This window comes from Thermus sp. KWY1 (genome assembly GCF_057547025.1).
Window position 1 is genome coordinate 48,618 of record NZ_BAAJPG010000009.1, and the last position, 20,765, is coordinate 69,382.

Here is a 20,765-nt window from a genome sequence, read left to right on the forward strand (position 1 = left end):
CCTCTCACCGGGAAAGCACCCTGAGGTGCACCAACAGGGCCGTGAGGTCCGAGTCCCGTATCCCGGGGACCCGGGCGGCCTCCGCCACGGTCCGGGGCCTCACCCGGGAAAGCTTTTCCACGGCCTCCCGGGAAAGGCCCGGTACCCGGAGGAACTCCAAACCCTCGGGTATGCGAAAGCCCTCCAGGTCCCTCAGCTTTTCCCGCAGCCGCTCCTGCCGCTCGATGTACCCCGCGTACTTGGCCCGCACCTCCACCTGGTAGGCCTCCTCAGGGTTCAAAGGAACAGGTGGGGGAAAGCGTTCCGCCAAGGCCCCGTAGGTGTTTTCCGGACGCCTCAGCCACACCAGGCCGCTCACCCCCTCCACCCGCAAGGCCTCGAGGCGCCTTAGCTCCGCCTCCACCCGGCGGTACTTTTCCCTCACCGCTTCCAGATCCTCCCTGGGCCTAAGGCCCCACTCCACCGCCAAGGGCACCAGGCGCTCGTCCGCATTGTCCGCCCGGCAGAGGAGGCGGAGCTCCACCCTCGAGGTCATCATCCGGTAGGGCTCGTCCGTGCCCCGGCCCACCAGGTCGTCCACCATCACCCCCATGTAGCCGCTTTCCCGGGGGAGATGCACCTCTGAGAGGCCCAGGGCATACCGGGCAGCGTTCAGCCCCGCCAGCAGGCCCTGGGCCGCGGCCTCCTCGTACCCCGAGGTGCCGTTCACCTGCCCGGCAGCGAACAATCCAGGGAGGAAGCGGGACTGGAGCCCCCGGGTGAGCTCCGTGGGGTCCAGACTGTCGTACTCCACCGCGTAAGCGTAGCGTTGGATCACCGCCCGTCCAAACCCCGGCAGGCTTTTCACCATCTCCTCCTGGAGCTCCGGCGGCAGGCTGGAGGAGAACCCCTGCAGGTACACCTCGCTGGTGGCGAGCCCGTCGGGCTCCACGAAGAGGAGGTGGCTATCCTTGTCGGAAAAGCGCACCACCTTGTCCTCGATGGAGGGGCAGTAGCGGGGACCGATGCCCACGATATCCCCCGCATAAAGGGGAGACAGGTGCAGGTTCTCCAGGATCAGGCGGTGGGTGCGGGATGTGGTCCGGGTCTGCCAGGTGGGAAGCTTGGCCGCATGGGGTCCCGGGCTTCCCGTGAAGCTTCCCGGGGGTACCTCCGGGGGCACCACCTCCAGCTCCGAAAAGTCCACGGAATCCGCCCGGATCCGGGGTGGGGTCCCCGTCTTGAACCGGCGCAGGGTGTGGCCGACGGCCTCGAGGCTACGGGAAAGGAACCGGGCCGGCGGCTCCCCCTGCCGTCCCGCTGGCCGAGAACGCCTTCCGTACCAGACCACCCCGCCCAGGAAGGTTCCCCCCGCCACCACCACCGCCTTGGCGGGAATCTCCCGGCCATCCGCGGTGCGCACTCCAAGAAGCCTTCCCCCCTCCACAAAGAGGCTCGCCACCTCCCCCCGGAGAACCTCGACGGGCCTTTCCGCCAGGATTTCCTGGGCCTTAAGGGCGTAAAGATCCCGGTCCACCTGGACCCTCAGGCTTTGCACCGCCGGTCCCTTGGAGCGGTTCAGCACCCGGGTGTGGATGGCGGTGGCGTCCGCCGCCCGGCCCATAAGCCCCCCCAGGGCGGTGAGCTCCGCCACGAGCTGGCTTTTGCCGGGTCCGCCCACCGCCGGGTTGCAGGGCATCATGCCTATGCGCTCGGGGTTTATGGTGACCAAGGCCACCCGGACCCCGAGGGCCGCGGCCGCCCAGGCCGCCTCCAGCCCTGCATGCCCACCTCCCACCACCACCACGTCGTAACGCATCCCACCCTCCACTTTACCCAAGGCCTTGGCGTAGAATGTTCCTCCGGAAACGCGGGGGGTAGCCTTGACCCACGAGGCCGTCTGGCAACACATCCTGGAACACATCCGCCGCAACATCACCGAGGTGGAGTTCCACACCTGGTTCGAGCGCATCCGCCCCTTGGGCATCCAGGATGGGGTACTCCAGCTGGCGGTGCCCACCTCCTTCGCCCTGGACTGGATCAAGCGCCACTACGCCGAGCTGATCCAGGAAGCCCTGGGCCTCCTGGGGGCCCAGCCTCCCCGGTTTGAGCTCAAGGTGGTCCCCAGCGTGGCCGTCCAGGAGGATATCTTCCACACCCCTACCCCTTCCGAAGCTGCCAAGCCCAACCTCAACCCCAAGTACACCTTTGAAAACTTCGTGGTGGGGCCCAACAACTCTATGGCCCATGCGGCGGCGGTGGCGGTGGCCGAGTCCCCGGGGCGGGCCTACAATCCCCTTTTCATCTATGGGGGCGTGGGCCTGGGCAAGACCCACCTCATGCACGCCGTGGGACACTCCGTGGCCAAGCGTTTTCCCCACCTTAAGATCGAGTACGTGTCCACGGAAACCTTCACCAACGAGCTCATCAACGCTATCCGCGAGGACCGCATGACGGAGTTCCGCGAACGGTACCGCTCCGTGGACCTTCTCTTGGTGGACGACATCCAGTTCATCGCCGGCAAGGAGCGCACCCAGGAGGAGTTTTTCCACACCTTCAACGCCCTCTACGAGGCCCACAAGCAGATCATCCTCTCCTCCGACCGGCCCCCCAAGGATATCCTGACCCTCGAGGCCCGCTTACGAAGCCGGTTCGAATGGGGCCTCATCACCGACATCCAGCCCCCTGACCTGGAAACCCGCATCGCCATCCTCAAGATGAACGCCGAGCAACGGGGTCTCAGGATCAGCGAGGAGGTGCTGGAGTACATAGCCCGGCAGGTGACCTCTAACATCCGCGAGCTGGAGGGTGCTCTGATGCGCACCATCGCCTACGCTTCCCTAAACGGGGTGGAACTCACCCGCGCCGTGGCCGCCAAGGCGCTTTCCGACATCTTCGCCTCCAAGGAGGTGGAGGTGGATCCCCACGAGATCGTGCGCAAGGTGGCGGAGTACTTCGCCCTGCGCCCGGAGGACCTGGTGGGGGGTGGCCGGCGCAAGGAGGTGGTTTTACCCCGCCAGATCGCCATGTTCCTGGTGCGGGAACTCACCCGCTCCTCCCTCCCGGAAATCGGCCAGCTCTTCGGAGGGCGGGACCATACCACCGTCCTCTATGCCATCCAAAAGGTTCAGGAGCTTTCGGAAAGCGATCGCGAGGTGCAGAAGCTGCTCCGCAGCCTGAAAGAGGCCCTGACATGATCCCTGTGGATAACCTGTGGATAACCTTGTGGATAACCCCGGCTTTCCTGTGGATAACCTTGTGGACAAACTGTGGAAAACCGACCCCCCTTCGGAGTCTGTGGATAACTGGCCAGTTATCCACAGCTTATCCACAACTCAAGGCCAGTTATCCACAAGGGTTTTCCACAAGCCCTTTTCGCTCCCACACGGCATTTTCTCCCCCTTATCCACATATCCACAGCCCCTATTACTACGACTACTATCCCTTTAAGATCTTTAAGAAACCCATAGTAAGAACAGTAGAGAGGAGGCAAACCCCGTGAAGGTGAAAGTTCCAAAAACCCTGCTGACCGAACACGTGGCCTTGCTGGAACGGGTCATTCCCACGCGAAGCTCCAACCCCCTTTTTACCTACTTGGGCCTAGCCCTTACGCCAGATGCCCTGGTGTTGTTCGGAACCAACGGCGAGGTGGACCTGGAAGTGCGCCTGGAGCTTCCCACGGAGGGAGAGGGGCGTTTTCTGGTTCCCGCCCAGCCTTTCTTCCAGCTGGTGCGCAGCCTTCCCGGGGATCAGGTGGAGCTGGACTTCGGTGCGGAGCTTTCCCTCTCCTCGGGTTCCTTCAGCACCCGGCTGAGCCTTGCCCCCGACGAAGGCTACCCGGAGCTTTTCTTCCCCAGCCTGGAAGGCCCCGCAGAGCCCTATCCCCTCCAGACCCTTTTGCCGGTGGAGGAGCTTCTTAAGGCGCTATCCCACGTGCGCTATGCGGCCAGCAACGAGGAGTACCGGGCGATCTTCCGGGGCGTCCAGCTGGAGTTTTCCGAAGGCGGGCTTCGCTCCGTGGCCTCCGACGGGTACCGCCTGGCCCTTTACAGGCTTGCCAAGCCCCAACCTTTTGCCAAGAAGGTGGTGGTGCCTGCCCGAAGCGTGGACGAGATGGTGAGGGTTCTGAAGGGTATGGGCGAGGGGGAGGTGGCCCTGGCCCTGGGCCCGGGGGTTCTGGGCCTCGCCACCAGCGGTTCGCAAGGCGCTGCCGCCACCGGCAAGGGACAGCTGCGCATGGCTGTCCGGCTTATGGAAGGGGAGTTCCCGGACTATGAGCGGGTGATCCCCAAGGAGTTTCCCCTGAAGGCGGCCTTCGAGGTGGAGGTCTTCCGGGAGGCCCTGCGCCGGGTGAGCGTCCTTTCTGACCGGCAAAACCATAGGGTGGACCTTCTTTTTGAGGAGGGGCGGGTATTGCTCTCCGCTGAGGGAGACTACGGCAAGGGGCAGGAGGAGGTTCCCGTGCACCTCGAGGGCCTGCCCCTGGCGGTGGCCTACAACGCCCGCTATCTCTTGGAGGCCCTTTCCCCTCTCTCCGGCCAGGCGGTGTTGTTGCTTTCCGGGCCCACCAGCCCTAGCCTGGTGCGCCCAGGGGAGGCTTCCTCCGGGGAGGCGGCGGAGGGGTACCAGGCGGTGGTGGTGCCCCTGCGGGTGTAAACTTTGACCCGGGGGCGGGAAGCGCTTCCAGAAACGCTTAGGGGAGGAGTCCATGACCACGATCGTGAACGTGAAAGCCAGGGAGGTTTTAGACTCTAGGGGCTTTCCCACGGTGGAGGCCGAGGTGGAGCTGGAAGGAGGTGCCAGGGGCAGGGCCATGGTGCCCTCCGGAGCCTCCACCGGCACCCATGAGGCCTTGGAGCTACGGGATGGGGGCAGGCGTTACCTGGGGAAGGGGGTGCGCCGGGCGGTGGCCCACATCCTGGAACGCATCGCCCCCGAGCTCATCGGCCGGGATGCCCTGGACCAGGAGGGGGTGGACCGGGCCATGCTGGAGCTGGACGGCACTCCTAACAAGTCCAACCTGGGGGCCAACGCCATCCTGGCGGTTTCCCTGGCCACGGCCCGGGCGGCGGCGGAGGCTTTGGGTCTGCCTTTATACCGTTATTTGGGGGGAGTTCAGGCGGTTACTTTGCCGGTTCCCCTTATGAACGTGATCAACGGGGGAAAGCATGCGGACAACCGGGTGGATTTCCAGGAGTTCATGCTGGTGCCCGCGGGGGTGGAAAGCTTTTCCGAGGCCTTGCGGGTGGGGGCTGAGGTCTTCCACACCCTGAAGGGGGTGCTGAAGGAGAAGGGATACAGCACCAACGTGGGGGACGAGGGAGGCTTCGCTCCAGACCTAAGGAGCAACGAGGAGGCCATAGAGCTTCTCCTTTTGGCCATCGAGCGGGCGGGATACACCCCGGGGCAGGAGGTTTCCCTGGCCCTGGATCCCGCGGCCAGCGAGCTTTACCGGGAGGGGAAGTACCACCTGGAAGGGGAAGGGCGGGTGCTTTCCTCGGAGGAGATGGTGGAGTTCTGGGCCACATGGGTGGAGAAGTACCCCATCCGCTCCATTGAGGACGGCCTGGCGGAGGACGACTGGGAAGGCTGGCGGCTTCTCACCGAGCGCCTGGGTGGCAGGGTCCAGCTGGTGGGGGATGACCTTTTCGTAACCAACCCGGACAGGCTTCGCCAAGGGATCCAGCAAGGTGTGGCCAACGCCATCCTGGTGAAGGTGAACCAGATCGGCACCCTTTCCGAGACCCTCGAGGCCATCCGCCTGGCCCAGCGCTCCGGCTACCGGGCGGTGATCAGCCACCGCTCCGGGGAAACCGAGGACAGCTTCATCGCCGACCTTGCGGTGGCGGTGAACGCCGGGCAGATCAAGACCGGTTCCCTCTCCCGTTCGGATCGCCTTTCCAAGTACAACCAGCTCCTACGCATCGAGGAGGAGCTGGGGCGTGCGGCGCGCTTTTTAGGGTATGAGGCCTTTTAAGCGCACCAAGATCGTGGCCACCCTGGGGCCCGCTTCGGACTCCAAGGAAGCCATCCGGGCCCTGGCAGAGGCAGGGGCGGATGTCTTTCGCCTGAACTTTAGCCACGGCACCCACGAGGAGCACCGGAAACGGGTGGCCTGGGTGCGGGAGGTGGAGAAGGAACTGGGCAAAACCCTGGCCATCCTCCAGGACCTCCAAGGCCCCAAGATCCGCATCGGCCGGTTCAAGGAGGGCCGGGTGGAGCTTAAGGTGGGCCAGCCCTTCATCCTCACCCGGGCTCCCGTGGAGGGGGACGAGACCCGGGTTTCCATCACCTACAAGGGGCTTCCGGAGGACGTAGCTCCCGGTCAGGTGCTCCTTTTGGATGACGGCCGCCTGCGCCTTCGGGTGGAAAGGATCCAAGGGGACGAGATCCACACCGTGGTGGAGCTGGGTGGGATTCTTTCCGACAGTAAGGGGATCAACGTCCCTGGCTCGGATCTTTCCATCCCCGCTCTCTCGGAAAAGGACATCCAGGACCTGGCCCTGGGGGCGGAGCTCGGGGTGGACTGGGTGGCGGTTTCCTTCGTGCGCACCCGGGATGACCTGCTCCTGGCCCGGCACTACCTGGCCCGGCATGGTTCCCGAGCCCGGCTCATGGCCAAGATAGAGAAGCCTTCCGCCGTCTACCGCTTTGAGGAGATCCTAGAAGAGGCCGACGGCATCATGGTGGCCCGGGGGGACCTGGGGGTGGAGATGCCTCTGGAGGAGGTGCCCATCATGCAAAAGCGCCTTATCCTCAGGGCCATCGCCGCTGGCAAGCCGGTGATCACCGCCACCCAGATGCTGGAGTCTATGGTGCATAACCCAAGCCCCACCCGGGCGGAGGCCTCGGATGTGGCCAACGCCATCTTCGACGGCACGGATGCGGTGATGCTCTCCGCGGAAACCGCCGCCGGGGCTTACCCGGTGGAGGCGGTGGCCACCATGGCCAGGATCGCCCGGGTGGTGGAGTCCTCCCCCGAGTTCTTGCAAAAGCTCAACGTCCTCCGCCCGGCTCCCACCCCCACCACCCAGGACGCCATCGCCCAGGCGGCGGACGACATCGTGGAGGCGGTGGAAGCCAAGGCCATCGTGGTCTTTACCGCCACGGGAAGCTCGGCCAGGCGCATTGCCCGCACGCGGCCCAAAGTGCCCATCCTGGCCCTCACCCCGAACCCCGAGGTGGAGCGGCAGCTGGCCTTGGTCTGGGGTGTTCTGCCCCATCTGGCCCCCGACCCCCAGGACACCGACGACATGGTGCGCATCGCCCTGGAGAAGGCCAAGGCTTGCGGGCTGGCCCAGGTGGGGGAGAGGGTGGTGATCGCCGCCGGAGTGCCCTTTGGGGTGCGGGGGACCACCAACCTCATCCGGGTGGAGCGGGTGAGCTAGCATCATCCCACCCTGGCCTTGCCAGGGTGGGAATCCTGGAAAAGCCTTTTTGCAGGCGTACTCTCCCCAAAGAAGTCAGGATGTGGGGTTAACCTCCCATTTCCCGTGGGAAGAGGCGCCCTCAGGGGGCGTAGAGGGCCAAGGCGCTAACCACAGGTCTGGGAGAGCCCTGGTAAGGGTTCCGTAGCCTCCCCTTGACCCAGAGCTGGGCGGATCCACCCCCGTCCATCCTTAGGGCGTTCCACGCCCCCAAGGTGAGGAGGGCCCGGGCCAGGACCCCGGGGGTGGTGGGCTCGGAAACCAAAAGCCAAAGCTTCCCCTCCCGGGTCCAGGCCACGGCCGCCTGGGGGGCTATGGCCTGGAGGGGCCTTGGGTCGCGGAAGTTCTCCCGGCTGGGGTCAAAGGCGTACTGGCCTTCCTGGACCAAGAGGGGGCCTGCTTCCAGGGCGTAGCGGAAAGGGGGGTCCAGGCGCCCGTAGAGGCTTAGGGGGTCCCCGGGCTTTAGGGGAAAGGGAGGGGCTCCTTTGGGAAAGGTCAGGGCCCAGGCTCCAGGAGGGAGTTCCTGGGGAGCGGGGAGGATGGCCTGTACCCGGTTTCCCATCACCAAGGCCACCTCCTCCCCCTCCTTGCCCACGGGTCCCGGGACCGTGTGGGCGGTGTAGCGGGCCCGGGAGGTGTTGATGCCCACCCGCACCCGCTCTCCGGAAGGACCCTGGACCATTGCCTCAAACCGGGGAACCCCCAGGAAGAAGCTGAAACCATCCCATAATAGGGCTGTTCGGCCGCTGGGGTAGGAAACCGTAACCCCGTCCTGGACCCAAAGGCCGATGGGGGTGGCGGTTTTGGGGTCAAAGTACCCTCCGTTCAGCACCGCCAGGGCGTTTGGGGCGAGGTCCTTGGGTAGGGCCCGGACCCCGGGCTTGCCCACAGGAACCAGCTTGCCTTTCTCCGCCTCCACCAGGTAAAGCCTTAGGGGTTCTGGGGTAAAGGCCCAGATCTCCCGGTAGCGGACTCCCGCGGCCACGGGTTCCTCCACCTCGGCCTCGAGGGCATAGAGATCCAGGACCAGGCGCGCGGGGTCCTTCAGGGAAAAGAGGCGGTAGCGAACGAGCTTTCCCGGAAAGCTCAGGGTGAGCTCTGTGCCCCCTGGCAAAAGGCGCACCCTGGCCCCCATGCCCTTGGGCCAGGGAACCTGGGTCATCCCCGGGGCCAGGTAGGGGAGAAGGAGGGAAAGGCTTCCTGGAGCCTGGCCCTCCGAGGAAGGCTTGGCTGCAGGTTCGGGCCCGGGGAGGTCCAGCACCAAGCGGAGAGCCCGTCCCTGGGTGCCGTGGCGTACCCCGGCCTCTGGGGTGCGGAAGTAGCCCAGGGCTTTCAGGGCCTCGAGGGGAATTCTTTCGCCATCGGGTGGGGGAAGAGCGGGGTCCAAGGGCTCCGCCCAGCCCACCCCCGGCACGTAGACGAAGCGCACCCCCTCCCCCTCGTAAATCCAGGCCGAAGCCTCCTCCCGAAAGGAAAGGCCAAAGGTGCTGGCGGGAAGCAGGGTCTGGGCCAGGGAGCAGGAGAGGAAAAGGAGGAGGGCTAGGAGCCTCATCCCTCCATGGGAGCAGATGGCGGTGAGAAAGCGCTTAGAGTTTATCCCTTGACCACGATGAGGGGCCTTAGGCGGGCCACCTTCTTTCCGATTCCAGCTCCCTGGACCGCCTCCACCACCACGGAAACATCCTTGTAGGCCTCGGGCATCTCCTCGTCCACGGTGGCCTTGGTGGCCGCCCGCACCAGGATGCCCCTTTCCGCCAGCTCCTTGATCAGGTTCCGCTCCCGGGCCACCCGCTTGGCCTGGTGGCGGCTCATCTTGCGTCCGGCTCCATGGCAGCTGGAGCCGAAGGATACCGCCATGGCCTTTTCCGTTCCCGAAAGCACATAAGAGTAGCGGCCCATGTCCCCGGGCACCAGCACGGGCTGGCCCACATGCCGGTACTCCAGGGGGATCTCGGGGTTTCCGGGGCCGAAGGCCCGGGTGGCCCCTTTGCGGTGTACCAGGACCCTCTTTCCCCCGTGCTCCTCAAACTTGGCGTTGTTGTGGGCCAGGTCGTAGAGGACCCTTAGACCATGCTCCCTGGGTGGGAAGCCCACCGCCTCGAAGGCCTCCCGCACGAAGTGGGCGATCAGCTGCCGGTTGGCGAAGGCGAAGTTGGCGGCGGCGGCCATGGCCTGAAGGTAGTCCTGGCCCTCCGGGCTCTGGATGGGGGCTGCCGCCAGCTGCTTGTCCACCAGCTCTATGCCGTAGCGGGGGGCCACCTTGAGGAATCTTTCCACATAGTCCTGGCAGACCTGGTGGCCGAGGCCCCGGCTTCCCGTGTGGATGAGGACGGTGATCTGGTTGGGAAAGAGGCCGAAGGCTTCGGCGGCTTCCTCGTCGTAGATCTGGTCCACGTACTGGACCTCGAGGAAATGGTTCCCACTTCCCAGGGTGCCGATCTGGGGAGCTCCCCGTTCGAAGGCCCTCTCCGAAACCTTGTCGGGGTTGGCCCAGGGGAGGCGGCCCTCCGACTCGATGAAGTGGAGGTCCTCCGGGTAGCCGAAGCCCCTGCGGATGAGCCAGCCAGCCCCCTCCCTGAGGATCTCCTTAAGCTCCTTCTTGCTGAAGCGCACGTCCTTGCGCTCGCTTCCCACCCCCGAGGGGATGAGGCGGTAGAGGGTATCGGCCAGCTCCCGTTGGCGGGGGAGGAGATTCTCCAGGGTGAGATGGGAGGCCAAAAGGCGTACCCCACAGTTGACGTCAAATCCCACGCCTCCCGGGCTCACCACCCCCCCTTCCTCGGGGTCGAAGGCCGCCACCCCCCCGATGGGGAAGCCGTAGCCCCAGTGGATGTCGGGCATGGCCAGGGCGGGTTCCACGATCCCCGGCAGGGTGGCCACGTTCATGAGCTGCTGCAGGGAAGCGTAGTTTTCCCCCTCGAGGTCCTTCAAAATCTCCTCCGAGGCGAAGAAAATCGCATCCACCCGCATCTTCCCCTGGCGGGGGATGCGGTAGGTGTAGGGGGCGATTTTCTCAAAGCGCATGGCGCCCTCCATGTGTTGGCCCTCCGGGCCAAGCAACCCAAAGCAAAAGGCCGGGCTTTCGGGCCCGGGCTTATCCTTAAGCTACCGCGGTATGCGGTATGCGTCAAGGCTATGCAGGCTTAAGGGGCCTTGGAGGGTTCGGAGAGAGGGGTAACCTCCAGGTTATCCAGGTAAAAGACCAGATCGGGATCGTGAACGCCAAGTCCCAACCCCCCTTGGCGGAAGTCGGGGTCTTGCCAGAAGAGGAGTTCCCCTCCGTCCATGCTGAACCGAACCTCCCCCGTGTTCCGGGCGGTGACCTCAAGGCGATGCCACATCTTGTCCATGATGAATCCTCGCCCTGTTTCCTTCAGTTCCGGCCTTTTTGCCACCACCTGCCGCTGTTCCCCGAGGACCTTGGTGAGCTCTATGCCCTCCAGGCCGAAATAGAACTCCAAGGCGCGGGTTCCCGCAGGATCCAGAAACACCCGGAGAAGAAGGCCAGCAGAGCCCCAATAGGGATTTCCCAGGGACTTGACGTCCATGCGGACCCGGTAGTTGGTCCAATCCCCCGCCCCTGTTGTGAGAAAGGCTCCATCAAAACGGGCCAGGCGGACGGCACGGGTTATCGCGTTCTGAGGGTTCAGGGCTTCCGTGATGGTGAAGCGGGCTTCTTTCCCAAGCAGACCATACCGCTTGGAGGCTATCGTGGTTAGGACAGCGCCCAGCGGATAGGACTCGAAGTCATCCACATGGGGCAAGGGGTTTCCAGGGAGAACCCATTGGGGAGTTATCTGACCCTTCCCCACCTCTACCTGGGGCAGGGGTACTTGGGGTTCGAGGACCAGCCTAGGGGCGCAAGCTCCCAATAGACCCAGGAGCGCACCCACAAAGAGGAGCCAGCCCCGTGTCATACCTACCTCCTTTTTCTTCAGCATAGCGCGGCTACCTCCTGTTGTCCACGGGCGAAAGGCGGTAAAATCCCCCCGTGTCCAGCCTGGCCTTCGCCCTGGAAACCCACCCCGGCCTCAAGCGGCCCAAAAACGAGGACGCCGTGGGGCATGCCCTCACCCCGTGGGGAGGGGTCTTCGTGGTGGCGGATGGGATGGGCGGGCACCGCACAGGGGAAGTGGCGGCCAGGCTGGCCGTGGAGATGATCCTGGAGAACCTGCGCAATGTAGACCCAAGCCCGAGGGCCCTCCTTCAAGCCTTTGAAAAGGCCAACGAGCGCATTTACCATGAGGCGCAACGCCCCGAGAACCGGGGTATGGGCACCACCGCCACCTGCCTCCTTTTGGATCTTCCCTATGCCTTGATCGCCCATGTGGGGGACTCGAGGGCCTACCTTCTCAGGAAAGGGGAGCTTACCCTCCTCACCGAGGATCACTCCTGGGTGGCGGAAAGGGTGCGCCAGGGCCTCTTAAGTCCCGAGGAGGCCAAGACCCACCGCTGGCGCAACGTGATCACCAACGCCCTGGGCTCCTTCCCCCAGGCCCGGGTGGACCTCATGGGGCTTAAGGTGGAGCCCGGGGATGTGTTTTTGCTTTGTAGCGATGGCCTTTCCGGGGTGTTGGAGGACCGCACCCTGGGCGAAGTCCTGAAGAGCTTTCCCCCCGAGGAGGCGGCCAGGCGCCTGGTGGCCCTGGCCAACGAGTGGGGAGGCCCCGATAACGTGAGCGCCATCGTGGTGCGGGTGCCCGAGGAGCTTCCCCAGGGGGGTCGCCCCTATGCCCTGCCCCTCGAGGCGGCAAAAGGAGCCCCGGTGCGCCTGAAGCTTGGGGAGGAGCCTGAGGAACTGCCCACCCAGGTGCTGGAGCCCAAGCGTCCCCGGGTTCGCCTGAACTGGCGGGATGCCCTTTTGGTGCTCCTTTGGGTGGTGGTGGTGGCCTACATCCTGCTGGGCTACTTCAAAAGGCCCTAGACCTGCTAAACTCCTAGGGGTATGGAGCGCACCTTTGTCATGGTGAAACCCGACGGCGTGCGAAGGGGTCTGGTGGGGGAGATCCTTGCCCGCTTTGAGCGGAAGGGTTTTCGTATCGTGGGGCTTAAGCTTTTACAGATCACCCAGGAGCTTGCGGAAAGGCATTACGCCGAGCACCGGGAGAAACCCTTCTTCCCCGGCCTGGTGAGCTTCATCACCTCGGGCCCGGTGGTGGCCATGGTGCTGGAGGGGCCGAACGTGGTGGCCGAGGTGCGGAAGATGATGGGGGCCACCCACCCCAAGGACGCCCTTCCCGGCACCATCCGGGGGGATTTCGCCACCACCATCGACGAGAACGTGATCCACGGTTCGGCGAGCCTCGAGGATGCAAGCCGGGAGATCGCCCTTTTCTTCCGACCCGAGGAACTCCTCTAGGCCGGGGTTTACTCGCCGCTTTCGGGGGCCTGGGGCAGGCTCTGCGCCCGGAGGCGCTCCCAGGGGAAGTCGTCCAGGGGATAAAAGCGGTCCGCCTGCTGGGCCAGGCGGTGGGAGGAAAGGGCGTGGAAGGTGGTGTTCTCCACCTGCTTGCCCATGTCCTGGACCACCTTGACCACCTCGGCGAAGTCCCCATCCCCGGAGACCAGCACCGCCACGTCATAGGCGTCGGCATAGGCCAGGCGCAGGATGTCTATGGCGATCTGGATATCCACCCCCTTTTCCACGAAGCCATCCGCCCGCCTTTCCAGCCTTCCCAGGCGCACGGCCACATAGGGCACCCGCTTCAGGTAGTTGAGGAAGCTCTGGTGGGCCTTGGCGGCGGGATCTTCCGGAGGAAGGGGGGCGTTGTAGTAGTAGGCGCGCAAAAGCCTGCGCCCGGCGGTGAGAAGGCTGATAAACTCCACGAAGTTAAGCCGATAATCCGGCCCCAGGTGCTGCACCAACCCCTTGTACAGGTTGGAGCCGTCAATGAATATCGCTACCCTTTCCATAATAGACCCGCCCCTTGCCGGGCTCCTTCAGTTTAGCCCAAGGGGGTGAGAATGTTTATAACCCACCGCTCCCTAGGGAGCAGTGGGGGAAGGGATAGGTCTTCTTCACGTAGCCCTTTTGGGCGGGGCTATCCTACCACGGTTTTCCCATGAGCGCAAGATGAGTGGCCGAAACGGTTTCTAGGAGCGCGTTTTTTCCGTTTCCGCGTATACGTCGCGAAAAACCCCGGGGATGGGGGCGTGGGGCTTGTGCACCCGCACCCGCACCCCCTCGAGGCGAGGGAAAGCCTGCAGGAGGGCTTCCGCCAGGTGGTCGGCCAGGGCCTCGATCAGGTAGAAGCGGCGGTGGCGCACCACCTCCTCCACCAGGGCGTAGACGGCGGCGTAGTCCACGGTTTCCTCCAGCCTGTCCCCCTTGCCCTCAAAGGGCACCTTAAGCCAGAGGTCCACCACAAACCGGGCTCCAAGCCGGCCTTCCTCGGGCCTCACCCCGTGGCGACCGTAGAACTCCAAACCCAAAAGGGCGATCTCCCCCATATCTATTCCCAAAGGGCGTTCCACACCGCAAGGGCCTCCCGGTGGGCGGCCACGTCGTGGACGCGAAGGATCCTGGCCCCCTTCATGGCGGCGAAAAGGTGGGCGGCCACGGAGCCAAGGACCCTTTTTGCCGGTTCCTCCACCCCCGTGAGCTCCCCGATGGAGCGCTTCCGGGAAAGCCCCACCAAAACGGGGTGGCCCAGGGCCACGATCTCTTCCAGGCGTTTAAGGAGGGCCAGGTTGTGTTCCAGAAGTTTCCCGAAGCCAAACCCCGGGTCCAGGACCACCTGGGGCACCCCGGCCCTCAGGGCGCTTTCCGCCTGGGCCTTGAGGAAGGCCTTCACCTCGGCCACCACGTTCCCGTAGCGGGCGTGGGCCATCATGGCCTGGGGGTCGGGCACGGGCATGTGCATGACCACCGCCGCCACCCCATATCGGGCGCAGAGGGCCACCATGCGCTCATCCCTAAGACCCGTCACGTCGTTGATGAGGTGCGCTCCCAGCTTCAGGGCCTCCGCCGCCACCTCGGGCTTGCGGGTGTCCACGCTCACCGGCACCCCCAGTTCCAGGATGGCCTCGAGGGCGGGAAGAAGCCGCTTCTTTTCCTCCTCCACGGACACGGGCTCGGCCCCGGGGCGGGTGGATTCGGCCCCCAGGTCCAGAAGATCCGCGCCCTCGGCCACCAGGGTCTTGGCCCTTTCCAGGGCCCTTTCCGGGTCCAGGTAGAGGCCGCCATCGGAAAAGGAATCGGGGGTGAGGTTGAGGATCCCCATGATCCGGGGGCGGGAGAGGTCCAGGGTGCGGTCGCGAAGCCAGAGCACGCAAGGATTATATTGGGGCCAGGGGGTGAAGCATGCGCCTGTTGGCTGCGGTGGACCTGGGGGAGGGCTTGGAGTCGGTGGTGGAAAGCGCCCGCTTCCTTCAGGAGGGGCTTGGCATCCCGGCGGAGCTTCTCCACGTGGTGCCCACCCCCTACTTTGAGGCCCTTGGCCGCCGCTTTCCCCATCTTAGGCCGGGGCTGGAGGAAACCCTTAGGCGGGTGGAGAAGGAGGTGCAAAAAACCCTGGCGGATACCGGGCTCAGGGCCCGGGTGCTCCGGGGTTTCCCTGCCCAGGTGGTGGCTGGGGAGGCCTTGCGAAGCCGCCTGGTCCTTTTGGGACAGCGAGGCACGGATGCCCTCGAGGTCCTGGCCCGGGGTGGGCTCGCCCGCTACCTCCTGCACCGAGGGGAGGTTCCGATTCTGCTGCTCCCCAGGGCCCTGAGGGGGGTGCGCCGCATCGCCGTGGGGTTGGACGATAGCCCGGCAAGCCTGAGCGCCTTCCGGGTGGCGGAGGCTTGGGGAAGGGCCTTGGGGGCTGAGGTCTTCGGCCTGCACCTGGTGAGCGGGCAAGGAGGATGTTGCTTCCCCACCTACTTGGATCCTGAAACCTTGGGGCTAGCGGATGTTCTAGCCCGGGCCAAAGCCCACCTGGAAAGCCTCCTCAAGGCCACCGGGGTGGTAGAGGTGTCCAAGGGGGAAGAGGAGCTGGACCTTTTGCGCTTGGCCAAGGCCCGGGAGGCGGACCTCCTGGTCCTGGGTTCCAAGGCCAAGAGCACCTGGCGCCACCGGCTTGGGCGCATGGTGGAGGTGCTTTCCCACCGGAGCTCCCTGCCCCTCCTGGTGGTTCCCGAGGCCACGGTCTGGTAAGGTAAGGCCCATGCGCCACGGGCCCGGCTGGTACCTTTCCCTTTCCGCCTACTGGTTCGCCACCAGCTTCAAGTGGTTCCTGGTCCTTCTGGTGATCCTGCCCGCCAAGGTGGCGGAGCTTTCCCCTCCCGAGGAGAAGGCCAGCCGCCTCGGCTTCCTCTTCGGCCTGGGGGCGGTGATGGCCATTCTTGGACCCCCCATCATGGGCTACTTCTCCGACCGCCTGGGCAGGAGAAAGCCCTTCCTCCTTGCGGGTAGCCTCCTCACCGCCATAGCCCTTCTCCTTTTGGCGCATGCCCCAAGCTACCTCTGGCTCCTGGTGGCCTACCTCCTCCTGCAGGTGGCGGACGACCTGGCCACCGGGCCCTACTCCGCCCTCATCCCCGACCTGGTGCCCCGAAAGGAAAGGGGCACTGCCTCGGGGTACATGGGGGTGTTGCAGGTTTCCGGCCAGATCCTGGGGGGTGCGGTGGGGTTTCTTCTCCCTTTGGCCTTCCAGGCCTATCTGGCGGCCTTTTTGAACCTTCTGGGGGCCGGGCTTAGCCTCCGGGTTGCCCCCGACCGACCTTCAGGGGCCCATCCCCGTCCCTTTCTCGCTGCCATGGCGGGGCCCTGGCGGGACCGGGACTTTCTTTTGGTCTACCTGACCCGCTTTTTGGTGATGCTGGGCTTTTACCTGGCCCAGACCTACCTGCAGTACTACCTGGCCGATGTGGTGCGGGTTTTCCAGGCCCTCGGGCGGACCCTTGCCAAAGAGCCCTTCCAGGCGGTGGCCCTTTTGGGCCTCCTCATCTCCTTGGGGGCGGCCTTGGCCAGCGTTCCCGCAGGGAAGGCCTCGGACCGGCTGGGCCGAAAGCCCCTCATCTACCTTTCGGGGGCGGGCCTTGGGTTGCTCATGCCCTTCATCCTGCTTTTCCCCCGGTATGACGCCATGCTGTTCCTGGCCCTTTTCTTTGGCCTTTTCTACGGGATCTACCTGGCGGTGGACTGGGCTTTGGTGGCGGATGTGCTGAGGGATCCCAAGGCCCACGCCACCGACATGGGCTTATGGCAGACCGCCATTGTGGTGCCCCAGGTGCTGGCGGGGGCTTTCGGGCGGCCTTTGGACCTTCTGAACGCCCGGGGAGAGGGTCTGGGTTATCTGGTTCTCTTCCTACTGGCTGGGACCTTCTTTCTCCTGGGGGCCTTCCTGGTAGCCCCGATCCGCCGGGCCCGGTAAGGGCTTCGGGTGGAAAGGGACCAGGGAAAAATCCCTTCTGGACGCAAGCCCGCATTGACATCCCCGCTTTCCCTGGGTAGGATGGGGCGGGTTTTCAAGGGGGGTTGGGAATGCGCTTTCTCCTGGGTCTTTCGCAAGCCATAGATGCCTTGACCGAGGCCATAGGCAGAATCACCGTGTGGCTGGTGCTTTTGGTGGCCCTGCTTTCCGCGGGCAATGCCGTCATGCGCTACGGCTTCAGCTATAGCTCCAACGCCTACCTCGAGGCCCAGTGGTACCTGTTCAGCCTGATCTTCCTCCTGGGTGGGGCCTACGCTTTGAAGCACAACGCCCACGTGCGCATCGACCTTGTTTCCGGGCGCTTTTCTAAGCGCACCCAGGCCTGGATCGACGTGGTGGGGACGGTGCTCTTCCTTCTGCCCATGGCGGTGGGGGTCATCTATCTCTCCTGGCCCTGGGCCATGAACTCCTTCCTGGGGAAGGAGATGTCCCCCGATGTGGGAGGGCTTCCCCGCTGGCCCATCAAGCTGGCCTTGCCCTTGGGCTTTGCCCTTTTGACCCTCCAGGGGATCTCCGAGCTGATCAAGCGCATCGCCTACCTCACGGGGCATTTGCAGCTGGTGGAGGAGGAACGGGAGGTGGTGGAATGAACCTGGAAAGCCTCATGCCTCCCCTGATGTTTTTGGCCCTGGTGGTCTTTTTGCTTTCCGGCTACCCCGTGGCCTTCTCCTTGGGGGCGGTGGGGATCGTTTTCGGCTTTTTGGGCATTGCCCTGGACATCTTCCCTGCACCCCTCCTTAAGGCCATGCCCGATCGCATTTTCGGCATCATGTCCAACCAGCTTCTCCTGGCCATTCCCTTCTTCACCTTCATGGGCATCATCCTGGAGAAAAGCGGCCTGGCCGAAGACCTCCTGGACACCATGGGGAAGCTATTTGGGCCTTTAAGGGGCGGCCTGGCCTTAAGCGTGGTCTTCGTGGGGGCCATCTTGGCCGCCACCACCGGGGTGGTGGCAGCCAGCGTGATGGCCATGGGCCTTATCTCCCTGCCCATCATGCTGAAGTACGGCTATAACCCCCGCTTTGCCAGCGGGGTGATCCTGGGCTCGGCCACCCTGGCCCAGATCATCCCCCCAAGCGTGGTCCTCATTGTTTTGTCGGACCAGCTAGGGGTTTCCGTGGGGGATATGTACAAGGCCGCTTTGATTCCCTCCGCCCTTACCGTGGGCTTTTACTTCCTTTACGTGATCTACGTGGCCCTTTTCCGCCCAAAGTGGGTTCCCGCCCTTCCTCCGGAAGCCCGTCCCGAAGCCGGTAAGGAAGCCCAGGCGGCTTTTGCCCTTCTCTCCTATCTGCTGGTGGGGGTAGGGGCTTATGCGGTGGGGCGCTTCCTGCCCGCCTGGGCGGAGTGGCTGGAGGTGCTCCTGGCCTTGGGGGTTTGGACCCTGGTCCTCCTTCCCTGGATCCGCAGGAATCCCCTCCTCCGAAGGGCCCTTCTTTCCATGGTGCCCCCCTTGGTGCTCATCTTTTTGGTGCTGGGCACGGTGCTCATCGGCCTGGCCACCCCCACGGAGGCCGGGGCCATGGGGGTGGTGGGGGCCTTGATCCTGGCGGCTTTGAACCGCAGGCTTTCCTTCCAGGTCCTCTACGGGGCCATGGAGGGTACGGCCAAGCTCACGGCCTTCGTCATCTTCATCCTTATCGGCTCCACCCTTTTCAGCCTGGTCTTCCGGGGTGTCAACGGGGATCTCTGGGTGGAGGGCTTCCTCACGGGCCTGCCGGGCGGTGAGGTGGGCTTCATCCTCTTCGTGATGGTGTTGGTCTTCCTGCTGGGCTTCTTCATCGACTTCTTTGAGATCGCCTTCATCGCCCTGCCCCTTCTGGCCATCGGGGCCGAGGCCTTGAACATAGACAAGCTCTGGTTCGGCCTCCTGGTGGGGGTGAACCTGCAGACCTCCTTCCTCACCCCGCCCTTTGGCTTTGCCCTCTTCTACCTGCGGAACGTGGCCCCCAAGGAGGTGAAGACCACGGATATCTACCTGGGTGGGATTCCCTTCATCGGGTTGCAGCTATTGGTCTTGCTCTTCGTCTACTTCCTGCGGGACCCCATCCTGCGCTTTGTGAGCGGGATGGGTTTTGGCGGGTAGCCCTGCCCAGGCCCTAGACTGGAGGCATGGACCTCACCCACTTTAAGGACGGCAGGCCCCACATGGTGGACGTGACGGAGAAGTCCGCCACCTTCCGCACCGCCACCGCCGAGGCCTATGTGGAGCTCACGGAAGAGGCCCTGGCTGCCCTGGAAAAGGGGGGTGTGGGGAAGGGGGATCCCCTCGCGGTGGCCCAGCTTGCGGGCATCATGGGGGCCAAGAAGACTTCTGAGCTCATTCCCCTTTGCCACCCTCTGCCCCTCACCGGGGTGGAGGTAAGGGTGGAGCTGGAAAGGGAGGCCAAGCGGGTGCGCATCGAGGCCACGGTGCGCACCAAGGCGGAAACAGGGGTGGAGATGGAGGCCCTAACCGCCTGCGCTGTGGCGGCCCTCACCGTGTACGACATGTTGAAGGCAGTCTCCAAGGGCCTGGTGATCTCGAGGGTGCAGCTTTTGCACAAGGCGGGGGGCAAGAGCGGGGAGTGGCGGCGCACCCCTGACCCTTGATACCTCTGGGGTGTATCCTAGGGCTATGCGCATCGCCATCGCCCTATCTAAAAACGATGACCAGAAGGTTTACCCGGGTCCTTTCGGGCACGCCCCCCGCTTCGCCATCTACGAGGTGGAAGGGGGAGGAAAGGTGAGCCTCCTCGAGGTGCGGGAAAACCCCTACGCCGCCATGGAGGGCGGAAGGAAGCACGAGCTCATGCGGGAGCTTCTCAAGGATGTGGACCTGCGGGTGGGGGCCCGCTTCGGCCACGGGGGTTCCATGGGGGCCTTCCCCATGGCGGAGCGGCTGGAGGTGGGGCCGGTGAGCGTGGCCGAGGCTTTAGAAAAGGTCAGGGCCCGCTAAAGTAGCGCCTTAGAAGCTCCTTGGCCTCAGGGGAGAGGGGAGTACGCTCCAGGTAGACCTCCACTCCCCGGCGCACCTCCTCTGGAGGGCTTCCCTCCCGCCAGGGGGAGGGTAGGTCCCGGCCCTTTCCTTCCCGGCCGGGCCCGAGGAGCTCCTGACCGGGACCGGTGGGCTGTGGGAGGGGCAAGGAGGCGGGAGCCTCCAGGGTTGGGGAGGGTCCTGAGGCACCTGGGGTGGGGGTGCCTGTTTCCTTAGGCTGGCCCGGTTCCTGACCTGGGACCTCCTGGGTGGCTTCTGGCTTTCCTTCCCCCCTGCTCGGTGCCTGGGTTCCCTGCCCCGGGGCCTGGGGGGAACCCCCGGGGGAAGATCCCTGGGGGCTGGGCTCCGGTTCCCTTCCCTCCTGGGGGGTTGGGGCGGGCTGGCCCTGGCCTGGTTCCTTCCCTTGCGGGCTCCTGAGGGCCTCTGGGGAATCCGGGGGCGGTGTGGTTTTCCCAGGTGAAGCCCCGGGTGCTTCGGCTGGCTTTTCCCTTTCCAAGGGGGTTTGGGGGATTGCGGGGCGCCCGGCGTTGGGAAGGGACCAGAAGGGGCTTGCTTCCCTGGGAGGAAGCCCCGTCCACGAGCCCAGGGCCAAGGCCAGGAGGACTAGGTAGAGGGCGAGAAGGCCCAGGGGGAAGGGGGGAGGAGGGATTTCCACCTTGCGGGCCTCCTGCCAAAGCCGTTCTTCCCCGTAGGCCAAGGCGGTGGGATAGGCCAGGCTGGCCCGGGCGATCTCCCGTAGCGCCCGCCCTTCCCAAAGGCGGGCGGGAAGCAAAAAGGGTAGGAGGGAGGCCAGGGCGAAGAAGGGGTGGAGAAAGCCCAGAAGCACCAAGGGAAGGGCCAAGAGGAGCCGGTGGCGCCAGGCCAGGCGCCTTGCGTAGAGAAGGTGGAACCCAGGCTCCACGGCAAGACCATTATCCCCCGCCAAGGGTTAAGGAAAAGGTGCCCGGGGCCTTTAGGCCCCGGGGG

Annotated in this window: 20 protein-coding genes; 12 read left to right on the forward strand and 8 right to left on the reverse strand. The window is 64.8% G+C overall.

Annotated features, from left to right (window positions below; genetic code table 11):
• Positions 1-4: 4 nt before the first annotated feature.
• Complete coding sequence (mnmG, locus tag AC27GT_RS02345) at positions 5-1,966, reverse strand: tRNA uridine-5-carboxymethylaminomethyl(34) synthesis enzyme MnmG (RefSeq protein WP_487223474.1); 1,962 nt, start codon at positions 1,964-1,966, stop codon at positions 5-7.
• On the opposite strand from mnmG, the gene dnaA reads away from it, so the two are divergent.
• The 4 genes from dnaA to pyk all read left to right on the forward strand — a co-directional run bounded on the left by dnaA (position 1,863) and on the right by pyk (position 7,367).
• Positions 1,863-3,176 (forward strand): chromosomal replication initiator protein DnaA, encoded by a 1,314-nt coding sequence (dnaA, locus tag AC27GT_RS02350; RefSeq protein ID WP_054392165.1) that lies wholly within the window; start codon positions 1,863-1,865, stop codon positions 3,174-3,176. The genes mnmG and dnaA overlap by 104 nt on opposite strands.
• A gap of 301 nt (positions 3,177-3,477) precedes the next feature.
• The gene (gene dnaN, locus AC27GT_RS02355) at positions 3,478-4,635 is read left to right on the forward strand and encodes a DNA polymerase III subunit beta (RefSeq protein WP_487223475.1); all 1,158 of its coding nucleotides are present in this window, start codon (positions 3,478-3,480) and stop codon (positions 4,633-4,635) included.
• A 52-nt stretch (positions 4,636-4,687) separates the two neighbouring features.
• Positions 4,688-5,956: a phosphopyruvate hydratase gene (eno, locus tag AC27GT_RS02360; protein ID WP_487223476.1), complete on the forward strand. Its 1,269-nt coding sequence runs from the start codon at positions 4,688-4,690 to the stop codon at positions 5,954-5,956.
• Positions 5,943-7,367, forward strand: coding sequence for a pyruvate kinase (gene pyk, locus AC27GT_RS02365; protein ID WP_054392166.1), 1,425 nt, complete (start codon positions 5,943-5,945; stop codon positions 7,365-7,367). Before eno ends, pyk begins: the two co-directional genes overlap by 14 nt.
• A gap of 121 nt (positions 7,368-7,488) precedes the next feature.
• On the opposite strand, the gene AC27GT_RS02370 is transcribed toward pyk, so the two are convergent.
• The 3 genes from AC27GT_RS02370 to AC27GT_RS02380 form a co-directional block, all read right to left on the reverse strand.
• Positions 7,489-8,958 (reverse strand): phosphodiester glycosidase family protein, encoded by a 1,470-nt coding sequence (locus AC27GT_RS02370; protein ID WP_054392167.1) that lies wholly within the window; start codon positions 8,956-8,958, stop codon positions 7,489-7,491.
• Between the two features lie 41 nt (positions 8,959-8,999).
• Positions 9,000-10,430, reverse strand: coding sequence for an RNA ligase RtcB (gene rtcB / locus AC27GT_RS02375; RefSeq protein WP_487223477.1), 1,431 nt, complete (start codon positions 10,428-10,430; stop codon positions 9,000-9,002).
• 119 nt (positions 10,431-10,549) lie between these two features.
• Complete coding sequence (locus AC27GT_RS02380) at positions 10,550-11,323, reverse strand: hypothetical protein (protein WP_148228626.1); 774 nt, start codon at positions 11,321-11,323, stop codon at positions 10,550-10,552.
• 74 nt (positions 11,324-11,397) lie between these two features.
• Between AC27GT_RS02380 and AC27GT_RS02385 the strand changes: the two genes are divergently transcribed.
• Positions 11,398-12,330 (forward strand): PP2C family protein-serine/threonine phosphatase, encoded by a 933-nt coding sequence (locus tag AC27GT_RS02385; protein ID WP_487223478.1) that lies wholly within the window; start codon positions 11,398-11,400, stop codon positions 12,328-12,330.
• Between the two features lie 21 nt (positions 12,331-12,351).
• Complete coding sequence (gene ndk, locus AC27GT_RS02390) at positions 12,352-12,765, forward strand: nucleoside-diphosphate kinase (RefSeq protein WP_015715951.1); 414 nt, start codon at positions 12,352-12,354, stop codon at positions 12,763-12,765.
• Between the two features lie 8 nt (positions 12,766-12,773).
• Here the strand turns inward: ndk and AC27GT_RS02395 are convergent, their stop codons facing one another.
• The 3 genes from AC27GT_RS02395 to folP all read right to left on the reverse strand — a co-directional run bounded on the left by AC27GT_RS02395 (position 12,774) and on the right by folP (position 14,677).
• Positions 12,774-13,319 carry a LabA-like NYN domain-containing protein gene (locus AC27GT_RS02395; protein WP_015715952.1) on the reverse strand — a complete coding sequence of 182 codons (546 nt, stop codon included), beginning with the start codon at positions 13,317-13,319 and terminating at the stop codon, positions 12,774-12,776.
• A gap of 180 nt (positions 13,320-13,499) precedes the next feature.
• The gene (gene folB / locus AC27GT_RS02400) at positions 13,500-13,856 is read right to left on the reverse strand and encodes a dihydroneopterin aldolase (protein WP_015715953.1); all 357 of its coding nucleotides are present in this window, start codon (positions 13,854-13,856) and stop codon (positions 13,500-13,502) included.
• A 2-nt stretch (positions 13,857-13,858) separates the two neighbouring features.
• The gene (gene folP, locus AC27GT_RS02405; protein WP_015715954.1) at positions 13,859-14,677 is read right to left on the reverse strand and encodes a dihydropteroate synthase; all 819 of its coding nucleotides are present in this window, start codon (positions 14,675-14,677) and stop codon (positions 13,859-13,861) included.
• A gap of 32 nt (positions 14,678-14,709) precedes the next feature.
• On the opposite strand from folP, the gene AC27GT_RS02410 reads away from it, so the two are divergent.
• From AC27GT_RS02410 to AC27GT_RS02435, 6 genes are all read left to right on the forward strand, one after another.
• Entirely contained in the window at positions 14,710-15,543 is an 834-nt protein-coding gene (locus AC27GT_RS02410; protein WP_015715955.1) for a universal stress protein, read from the forward strand.
• 10 nt (positions 15,544-15,553) lie between these two features.
• Entirely contained in the window at positions 15,554-16,762 is a 1,209-nt protein-coding gene (locus AC27GT_RS02415) for an MFS transporter (RefSeq protein WP_015715956.1), read from the forward strand.
• A 110-nt stretch (positions 16,763-16,872) separates the two neighbouring features.
• A complete protein-coding gene (locus tag AC27GT_RS02420; protein WP_015715957.1) occupies positions 16,873-17,412 on the forward strand; it encodes a TRAP transporter small permease subunit in 540 nt (179 codons plus the stop codon).
• Complete coding sequence (locus tag AC27GT_RS02425; protein ID WP_015715958.1) at positions 17,409-18,908, forward strand: TRAP transporter large permease; 1,500 nt, start codon at positions 17,409-17,411, stop codon at positions 18,906-18,908. The genes AC27GT_RS02420 and AC27GT_RS02425 overlap by 4 nt, the downstream gene beginning before the upstream one ends.
• Before the next feature lie 26 nt (positions 18,909-18,934).
• Positions 18,935-19,414, forward strand: coding sequence for a cyclic pyranopterin monophosphate synthase MoaC (moaC, locus tag AC27GT_RS02430; protein ID WP_015715959.1), 480 nt, complete (start codon positions 18,935-18,937; stop codon positions 19,412-19,414).
• Positions 19,415-19,439: 25 nt separating this feature from the next.
• A complete protein-coding gene (locus AC27GT_RS02435; RefSeq protein ID WP_015715960.1) occupies positions 19,440-19,760 on the forward strand; it encodes a NifB/NifX family molybdenum-iron cluster-binding protein in 321 nt (106 codons plus the stop codon).
• Here AC27GT_RS02435 and AC27GT_RS02440 read toward each other — a convergent pair.
• Positions 19,747-20,700: a hypothetical protein gene (locus AC27GT_RS02440; protein WP_041437959.1), complete on the reverse strand. Its 954-nt coding sequence runs from the start codon at positions 20,698-20,700 to the stop codon at positions 19,747-19,749. The two genes, AC27GT_RS02435 and AC27GT_RS02440, sit on opposite strands and share 14 nt — an antisense overlap.
• Positions 20,701-20,765: the final 65 nt, after the last annotated feature.